7 protein-coding genes are annotated in these 8,448 nt (G+C 63.3%); 6 read left to right on the forward strand and 1 reads right to left on the reverse strand.

Going from position 1 to position 8,448, the window contains the following annotated elements; translation table 11 throughout:
• The 4 genes from H6B51_RS15235 to H6B51_RS15250 form a co-directional block, all read left to right on the forward strand.
• On the forward strand, window positions 1-695 hold a 695-nt coding region (locus H6B51_RS15235), incomplete at its 5' end, for an acyl-CoA dehydratase activase (protein WP_243421350.1).
• Between the two features lie 149 nt (window positions 696-844).
• Window positions 845-1,633 (forward strand): type III pantothenate kinase, encoded by a 789-nt coding sequence (locus tag H6B51_RS15240; protein WP_204884493.1) that lies wholly within the window; start codon window positions 845-847, stop codon window positions 1,631-1,633.
• A 79-nt stretch (window positions 1,634-1,712) separates the two neighbouring features.
• Window positions 1,713-2,294 carry an ECF transporter S component gene (locus tag H6B51_RS15245; protein WP_204884494.1) on the forward strand — a complete coding sequence of 194 codons (582 nt, stop codon included), beginning with the start codon at window positions 1,713-1,715 and terminating at the stop codon, window positions 2,292-2,294.
• Window positions 2,295-2,464: 170 nt separating this feature from the next.
• Window positions 2,465-3,655 (forward strand): pyridoxal phosphate-dependent aminotransferase, encoded by a 1,191-nt coding sequence (locus H6B51_RS15250; protein ID WP_243421351.1) that lies wholly within the window; start codon window positions 2,465-2,467, stop codon window positions 3,653-3,655.
• 459 nt (window positions 3,656-4,114) lie between these two features.
• Here the strand turns inward: H6B51_RS15250 and pap are convergent, their stop codons facing one another.
• Complete coding sequence (gene pap, locus H6B51_RS15255) at window positions 4,115-5,581, reverse strand: polyphosphate:AMP phosphotransferase (RefSeq protein WP_204884495.1); 1,467 nt, start codon at window positions 5,579-5,581, stop codon at window positions 4,115-4,117.
• A 176-nt stretch (window positions 5,582-5,757) separates the two neighbouring features.
• Between pap and purB the strand changes: the two genes are divergently transcribed.
• Both purB and H6B51_RS15265 read left to right on the forward strand, forming a co-directional pair.
• The gene (purB, locus tag H6B51_RS15260) at window positions 5,758-7,197 is read left to right on the forward strand and encodes an adenylosuccinate lyase (RefSeq protein ID WP_204884496.1); all 1,440 of its coding nucleotides are present in this window, start codon (window positions 5,758-5,760) and stop codon (window positions 7,195-7,197) included.
• 67 nt (window positions 7,198-7,264) lie between these two features.
• Window positions 7,265-8,248: an ATP-dependent 6-phosphofructokinase gene (locus H6B51_RS15265; protein ID WP_204884497.1), complete on the forward strand. Its 984-nt coding sequence runs from the start codon at window positions 7,265-7,267 to the stop codon at window positions 8,246-8,248.
• Window positions 8,249-8,448: the final 200 nt, after the last annotated feature.

Below are 8,448 nucleotides of genomic sequence, written 5' to 3' on the forward strand. Positions count from 1 at the left end.
GGGTGATCCTGCCCACCGGGGCGGGGGCGGCGGCAGGGGCCGACCGGGCCCTGGAGGCCGCTCTGGACCAGGCGGGGCTCACCAAAGAGGACATCGCCGCCACCGTTACCACCGGCTACGGCCGCTCGGCCATCCAGCTGGGGGACAAGTCCATCACTGAGATCACCTGCCACGCCCGGGGAGCCTTTTTCCTGGACCCCTCGGTGCGCACCATCATCGACATTGGTGGCCAGGACAGCAAGGTCATCCGCATTGACGACCAGGGCAACGTGGTCAATTTTGTGATGAACGACAAGTGCGCCGCCGGCACCGGCCGGTTTCTGGAGCTGATGGCCCGCACCCTGGAGCTGTCCATGGACGAGATGAGCACCGCCGGGCTGGACTGGAAGGAGGAGATCACCATCTCCTCCATGTGTACCGTGTTCGCCGAGTCGGAGGTGGTCTCCCTCATCGCTCAGAACAAGCGTCAGGCCGATATCATCCACGGCCTGAATCAGTCGGTGGCCTCCAAGACCTGCGCCCTGTGCCGCCGCATCGGCGGGGAGCCCAATTATATGATGACCGGCGGAGTGTCCAAAAACAAAGGGGTGGTGGAGGCCATCCAGAAACAGCTGGGAGTACGCCTGGTGATCTCTGACCGGGCCCAGCTCAACGGGGCCCTGGGGGCCGCCCTGTTCGCCCTGGAGCTTTCATAAGAATGGAGCGTGGAATGCGCCGCCTCCCGTCCGGCCCTGCGGGCCACCTTCCCCCCTGTGGGTGGAAGGTTTGGGCTCCGACTTGACGATTTGGGGCAAAACTGCTACAATCAGGGGCGGAAAACAACGGCGGGAAAGGGAGAGGCGATATGATCCTGGCGGTAGACGTGGGTAATTCAACCACCACGGTAGGGATGTTCGAAGCAGAGGGTAAGCTGAGCTTCCGGGCCACCCTGGAGACCTCCCGGAACAAGACCCGGGATCAGTGCGCCATCGACCTGTTCGGTCTGTTTCAACTGTATCGAGCCGATCCCAAGACCCTCAGCGGGGCCATTTTGTCCTCAGTGGTGCCTCCGTTGACGGCCATCTTCACCGACGCCCTTACCCGGCTCATCGGCAAGCCCCCCATGGTGGTGGGCCCCGGTATCAAGACCGGGCTCAATATCAAGGCGGAGATCCACAACCAACTGGGCAGCGATATCGTGGCCTCGGCGGTGGCGGCCATCGCCTCCTATCCCAGCCCGCTGGTCATGGTGGACCTGGGCACCGCCACCTCGGTATCCCTCATCGTGGGCAGCGTATACGAGGGCTGTCTCATCATGCCGGGGCTCACCCTGGCTCTGGAGGCCCTGTCGGAGCGGGCCGCCGCCCTGCCTCCCATTTCCCTGGAAAGCCCGGCGCCGGTGGAGCTGCTGGGCCGCACCACGGAGGAGGCCATGCGCTCCGGTATGCTGTACGGACACGCCGCCATGCTGGAGGGGGTGGTGGGCCGTATCGAGGAGCGGGTGGGCCAGCCGGTGACGGTGGTGGCTACCGGAGGCAGCGGCCCCCGGGTGCTGGCCCATTGCCGGCGGGAGATCCATTACGACCCCGACCTGGTGATGAAGGGGCTCTACCTGCTCTACCGGAAAAACGACCGTAAGCCCCGAAAGACCTGATTTGGTACTCAACGGTATCGCCGTGGGTAAATAAATGCGCTGCATCCTCCCGAGAGGAGCGGCAGCAGGAGGTAATCAAATGAGAGCAAACGAAAAAACCAGACGTCTGACAGGACTTGCCCTGATGACAGCCATCATTGTGGTCCTGCAGGTAGTCGCCAGCTTCGTCAAGTTCGGACCCTTCACCATCACCCTGGCTCTGGCCCCCATCATCATCGGGGCGGCCCTGTACGGCGCGGGCGCCGGCGCCTGGCTGGGGGCCGTGTTCGGCGTGGTGGTGCTCATCGCCTGCATCGCCGGCTGGGACCAGGGCGGCAACGTCCTCTTTACCGCCAACCCGCTGCTCACCGCCGCTCTGTGCATCGTCAAGGGGGCCGCCGCCGGCCTGGTGTCCGGCGCTGTGTTCCGGGCCATCATGGCCCGGCATTACCCCATGGGGGCCGCCATCACCGCCGGTATCCTCTGCCCCGTGGTCAATACCGGCATTTTCATCGTCGGTCTCACCCTGTGCTTTTATGATACCCTGGTGGCCTGGGCCGGCGGCTCCGACCTGGTGTTCTACATCATCACGGTGCTCACCGGCGTCAACTTCGTGCTGGAGCTGGCCATCAATCTGGTGCTCAGCACCGTCATCGTCCGGGTGGTCAAGGCCCGGTCCTGAACCGCATTCCAGCGGGGGCGTCCGTCAAAACGACGGACGCCCCTGTTTTTTTGCATCCGCAACTGCTCCTTCATTCAAAAATACCCAAATTCCTCAAATAGGTACTTGCAATTTTGCAAGTCGGCGCATATAATATGTCAAGAATTTAAAGTGACAAGGGAGAGATTCCATTGAAAGAGCTGTCCACCATCGCCCAGGCCGTCCAGGCGTCCACCACCATGGCCATCGACGCCATGTTCAAGCAGATGAAGGCTGACGGCATCGACGTCATCGGTTTCGGCGCCGGCGAGCCCGACTTCGATACCCCCGACGCCATCAAGGAGGCGGGTATCGCCGCCATCCGGAACAACGTGACCCGCTACACCCCCGCCGCCGGTACCGTGGAGCTGCGCCAGGCGGTGTGTGACCGGATGCGGGCGGATTTCGGCCTGGACTACAAGCCCGCTCAGGTGGTAGTGAGCAGCGGAGCCAAGCACCTGGTGTACCTGGCCCTCCGGGCCCTGGTGAACCCCGGCGACGAGGTCATCCTGCCCGCCCCCTACTGGGTGAGCTACTATGAGCTGATCAAGATGGTGGGCGGCGTGCCCGTGGTGGTCACCGCCACCGAGGCTGAGCACTTCAAGCTTACCGCCGAGAAGCTGGAGGGGGCCATCACCCCCAAGACCAAGGCCATCATGCTCAACAACCCCTCCAACCCCACCGGTATGATGTACGGCAGGGAGGAGCTGGAGGCCATTGCCGCCGTGTGCCGGAAGGCCGACCTGTACGTGATCTCCGATGAGATCTACGCCTGCCTGACCTATGACGGCCTGAAGTTCACCAGCTTTGCCTCCCTCAGCGACGACGCCAAGGAGCGTACCATTCTCATCAACGGTGTGTCCAAGGCCTATGCCATGACCGGCTGGCGCATCGGCTATGCCTGCGCCAATGAGAAGGTGGCCAAGGTGATGGCCAACTACGTCAGCCACTCCACCGGTTCTCCCGTGGCCATCTCCCAGAAGGCCTCCGCCGCCGCCCTCAGCGGTCCCCAGGACGAGGTGGAGGTCATGCGGAAGGCCTTTGAGGAGCGCCGGGACTTTATCGTCCGTGAGATGAACGCCATCCCCGGCGTCAGCTGCATCAAGCCCGAGGGCGCTTTCTACGTGATGATGAACCTGGAGCAGCTCATCGGCAAGACCATCCACGGCGTGGAGATCACCAACGACGATGTGTTTGCCGACGCTTTCCTGAAGTACGGCTTGGTGGCTGTGGTGCCCGGCTCCGGCTTCGGCGCCCCCAACTTTGTCCGCTGGTCCTACGCCACCTCCATGGATAATATTAAGGAGGGCCTGGCCCGGCTGAAGAAGTTCCTCACCGAGTGATAACGCAGAAAGGGCGTGCCCGTGGGCACGCCCTTCTTGCGTTTAGAGTTGAGATTGGAGAGTGGAGAGTTGAGATGTAGGGCCGCCATACATGGCGGCCGGCGTCCCGGGGTGGGGAACGGCACGATGGCCGCGCCGGGGTCGTCGCGGCCCACGCACACGGCATAATTTTGTCCGTAGGGGCGACCTGCGGTCGCCCGTTGGTGCCAGGGTGGGAAACGGTGCGCTGGGCGGCCACAGGCCGCCCCTACGAATAGGTTCGGTCCTGTCCGTAGGGCCGCCATACATGGCGGCCGGCGTCCCGGGGCGGGAAACGGTACGCCGGGCGGGTCTGGGACCCGCCCCTACGCAGACGGTATGATTTCGTCCGTAGGGGCGACCTGCGGTCGCCCGTTGGTGCCGGTTTGGGAAACGGTACGCCGGGCGACCACAAGGGTCGCCCCTACATCCAATCTCAACCTAAAGCGCCTGTTCGATGGCTTCGATGACGATTTTCATGGCCTTGATGCGGGCAAAACGTTTGTCCACCGACTCCAGCACGTGCCAGGGGGCGAAGGTGGTGCTGGTACGGGCCAGCATCTCGTTGATGGCGGTCTCGTAGGCGTCCCACTTCTCCCGGTTGCGCCAGTCCTCCTCGGTGATCTTCCACTGCTTGGCGGGGTCGGCCTGGCGCTCGTTGAACCGGGCGAGCTGGGTGTCCTTGTCGATCTGCACCCAGAACTTCAGCACTACCATGCCGCTGTCCACCAGCTCCTTCTCAAACTCGTTGATCTCGTCATAGGCCCGCTGCCAGTCCTCGGTGGAGCAGAAGCCCTCCAGCCGCTCCACCATCACCCGGCCGTACCAGCTGCGGTCGAAGATGGCGATGTGGCCTGTCTTGGGCAGACGGGTCCAGAACCGCCACAGGTAGTGGCGGGCCAGCTCGTCCCTGGTGGGGGCGGCGATGGGGAGGACCTCATATCCACGGGGATCCAGAGCGGAGGCCAGACGCTTGATGTTGCCTCCCTTACCGGCGGCGTCCCACCCCTCGTAGGCGATGACCACCGGCACCTTCTTCCGGTAGAGCTCGTTGTGGAGGGCGGCCAGCTTGGCCCGGCACTTTTTCAGCTGCTTGCGATACTCCTTTTCCTCCAGAGTCTGGGTCAGGTCAGCCTGGGCCAGGGGGAGGGGAGGGGCCATGTCCCAATGGTACTCCGGGTGGACGGGCTGGGGACGGCTCTCCAGGGCGGCGGTGGTCTGCTGGTACACCCAGTCCGCCGCCGCCAGGTTGGCCTTGGGAGCTACCGTGCTGTCGATGACCTTCCAGGGAGCCCAGGGCTTGTCCGTGGCCTCCAGATAGCTGTCGAATACCGCCAGGTTCTTTTCATAGTTCTTGTTCTGCCGCCGGTCCTCGTCGTTGACCCGCCAGAGGGTCTCCTTGTCGGCGGCCAGGCCGTCCAGCCGCTCCTTCTGGCACTGGGCGTCGATGTGGAGGAAGATTTTAATCAGCAGATAGCCCCCGGCAGTGAGCTGCCGCTCGAAAATGTTGATGCTCTCCAGCCGCTTCTGGTACTCCTGGTCGGACAGATCCCCCCGCAGATAGGCCCGCACGGTCTCCTCCATCCAGCCGGTGTCCAGGAAGAGCACCTTGCCTCCCTCTGGGATACATTCAAAATGCCGCTTCAGGAAGGGCCAGCGCTGTTCCGCCGGGGTAGGGGGGCCCACGCTGAGCACCCGGAAGAACCGGGGGTCCAGATCCCTGATGAGGGACTGGATGGTGCGGCCCTTGCCCGAGGCGCTCCACCCCTCCAGCAGCACGATCACCGGCAGGCCCGCCTGCTTGATGCGCTGCTGGAGGGCGGCCAGTTCCTCCCGGCGGACCTTCAGCAGGCTTTTGCACTCGCGCTCCGTGCGGCGCTCCTGGCCAAAGACAAATTCCTGGAGCATAGCTCCACCTCCTGTCATTGATCTGGTAGGTTCAGTTTACACCCCCATGGCCCTGGTGACAAGACCGGCAAAAAATTTCAAAGCCATCTGTAAAAAGGTACAAATTTTCCTTGTGATACAGAGTCGTTTATAGTATACTGTCAGATGATGATTTTACAAAAAAAGAGGTATGTCTCATGGATCACGCCCGATATGAAAGTCCCCTCTGCTCCCGGTACGCCAGCGACCAGATGCAGTATATTTTCTCCCCGGACAAGAAGTTTTCCACCTGGCGGCGGCTGTGGGTGGCTCTGGCCCGGGCGGAGATGGAGCTGGGCCTGCCGGTAAGCGCGGAACAGGTGGCCCAGCTGGAGGCCCACCTCACCGACATCGACTACGAGAAGGCCGCCCAGTACGAGAAAAAGCTGCGCCACGACGTGATGGCCCACGTCCACACCTATGGCGACGCCTGCCCAGAGGCCATGCCCATCATCCATCTGGGGGCCACCAGCTGCTACGTGGGGGACAATACCGATGTGATCCTCATGCGGGAGGCCCTGGAGCTGGTGCGGGACCAGATCGTCCGGGTGCTGGGCAAGCTGGCGCCCTTCGCCGACAAGTACAAGGCCCAGCCCACCCTGGGCTTCACCCACTTCCAGCCCGCCCAGCTGGTCACCGTGGGCAAGCGGGCCACCCTGTGGATGAACGAGCTGCTCTTTGACCTCCACGAGGTGGAGCACCGTATCTCTACCCTGAAGCTGCTGGGCTGCAAGGGCACCACCGGCACCCAGGCCTCCTTCCTGGAGCTGTTTGACGGCGACCACGAAAAGTGTAAGGCCCTGGACGAGAAGATCGCCGCCGAGATGGGCTTTACCGCCACCGTTCCCGTGTCGGGGCAGACCTACTCCCGGAAGATGGATTACGCGGTGCTGTCCACCCTGTCGGGCATCGCCCAGAGTGCCAGCAAATTCGCCACCGACCTGCGGCTGCTCTGCCACCTGAAGGAGGTGGAGGAGCCCTTTGAGAAAAACCAGATCGGCTCCTCCGCCATGCCCTACAAGCGCAACCCCATGCGGTGCGAGCGCATCTGCTCCCTGGCCCGGTACGTCATGTGCGACGCCCTCAACCCCGCCGTTACCGCCGCCTCCCAGTGGTTCGAGCGCACCCTGGACGACTCGGCCAACAAGCGTCTCAGCGTGCCCGAGGCCTTCCTGGCCACTGACGCCATCCTGAATATCTGGGCCAACGTGGCCGGCGGGCTGGTGGTCCACGAGAAGGTCATCGAGAAGCATGTACTGGAGGAGCTGCCCTTCATGGCCAGCGAGAACATCATGATGGACGCGGTGAAGCGGGGCGGAAACCGGCAGGAGCTCCACGAGCACATCCGGGTGCTCAGTCAGCAGGCCGGGGCCAACGTGAAGGACCTGGGCCTGTCCAACAACCTCATCGACCTCATCGCCGCTCATCCCGCCTTTTCCATGCTCAGCCGGGAGGAGATCACCGCCCATCTGGAGCCCGCCCGCTATATCGGCCGCTGCCCGGAGCAGGTCACCGACTTCCTGGAGGCCGAGGTGAAGCCGGTGCTGGCCCAATACGCCGCCGCCCTGGAGGGGGAAGAGGCGGAGCTGAAGGTGTAAGACCGTATCATCCATATAGAGAGATCCAAACGGCCCCCAGGGCCACAAGTGCAAGGAGGAAATCGTCATGGAAAAAGCAGTCCGGCGCATTGGTGTATTCACCAGCGGGGGAGACGCCCCCGGCATGAACGCGGCCATCCGTTCGGTGGTGCGTACCGCTGTCCACATGGGCATCGAGTGCGTGGGTATCCGGCGTGGCTATCACGGTCTCATCAACGGCGACTTCATCACCCTGGACTTTGACAGCGTCAGCGGCCTGTCCCGCCGGGGCGGCACCATGCTGTACTCCGCCCGCAGCGAGGATTTCAAGTCTGAGCTGGGCCGGGAGCGGGCGGTCAACACCTGCAAGCTGCTTGGGCTGGATGCTCTGGTGGGCATCGGCGGCGACGGTACCTTCCGGGGTCTGCTCACCCTGGCCGACAAGGGCCTGAGCGTCATCGGCATCCCCGGCACCATCGACAATGACATCGCCTGCTCCACCTACACCATCGGCTATGACACCGCCTGCAACACCGCCGTGGAGTCCATCGACAAGCTGCGGGACACCATGCAGTCCCACGAGCGCTGCTCGGTGGTGGAGGTCATGGGCCGTCACGCCGGCCATGTGGCCCTCAACGTGGGGGTGGCCTGCGGCGCCACCGCCGTGGTGGTGCCTGAGCAGGCCATTGACTACGAAAACGACCTCATCGAGCCCATCCGCCGCTCCCGTCTGGCCGGGCGCACCCACTTCATGATCATCGTGGCCGAGGGCGTGCAGGGCGGCGCCTATGAGGTGGCCAACCACATCCGGGAGGCCACCTCCCTGGACACCAGGGTCACCATCCTGGGCCATGTGCAGCGGGGAGGCGCTCCCTCCCTCCGGGACCGTGTGGCCGCTACTTACATGGGCTATGAGGCCGTGCGCCTGCTGTCCGAGGGCAAGACCTGCCGGGTGGTGGCGATGGACGGCGAGTCCTATGTGGACTACGACATCCACGAGGCCCTTGCCATGAAGAAGGGCCTGGACCAGCAGACCTATACCGTCATGCGGGCCCTGACCGGGCTGCAATAAGAGGAAGAGTTGAGATATGGTGTCCGGCTCTGCCGGACGGATCAAAATCCATTCGCCAGGGGCGAATACCGTATCTCCACTCTGAACATCGAAAAAGGGCCTGTTGCAAAATACGCAAAGTGCACAACCCCCGTCATTCCGAGAAAAACGACCGCCCAGTGGGCGGTCGTTTTTCGTGGGAATCCGTCTCCTTTTGCTGG

The organism is Pseudoflavonifractor phocaeensis (genome assembly GCF_016901955.1).
Taxonomy (GTDB): domain Bacteria; phylum Bacillota; class Clostridia; order Oscillospirales; family Oscillospiraceae; genus Flavonifractor; species Flavonifractor phocaeensis_A.